This window comes from Streptomyces sp. NPDC059853, from assembly GCF_042731495.1.
Lineage (GTDB): Bacteria > Actinomycetota > Actinomycetes > Streptomycetales > Streptomycetaceae > Streptomyces.
Genome location: NZ_JBHWJL010000468.1, coordinates 2,407 through 2,622, shown reverse-complemented (window position 1 = coordinate 2,622; position 216 = coordinate 2,407). Strand labels below are relative to the sequence as shown.

General features: G+C 77.3%; 1 protein-coding gene. It reads left to right on the top strand.

Features of this window, described 5'->3' with window-relative positions; genetic code table 11:
• Positions 1 to 216: hypothetical protein (locus ACFV5N_RS26825; RefSeq protein ID WP_385604830.1), on the top strand; the 216-nt coding region annotated here is incomplete at both ends.

Sequence of the window (216 nt, the reverse complement as noted above, 5' to 3'; positions counted from 1 at the left end):
CGGGTGGGTTGCTCGCGGGCGCGGCGGGTGCCGGGGTGGCGCAGGCCAGGCCCGGGCAGCCGGGGCCCAGCGGCGTGCAGTTGGAGGAGCTGGACCGCGGCCTGGTGGCCGTCGCCACCGACGAGGGGGTGTTCCTCAGCTGGCGGCTGCTCGGGCACGAGGTCACCGGCGCCGGTGAGCACGGGATGACCGGTGCGGACTTCCGGGTGTACCGGG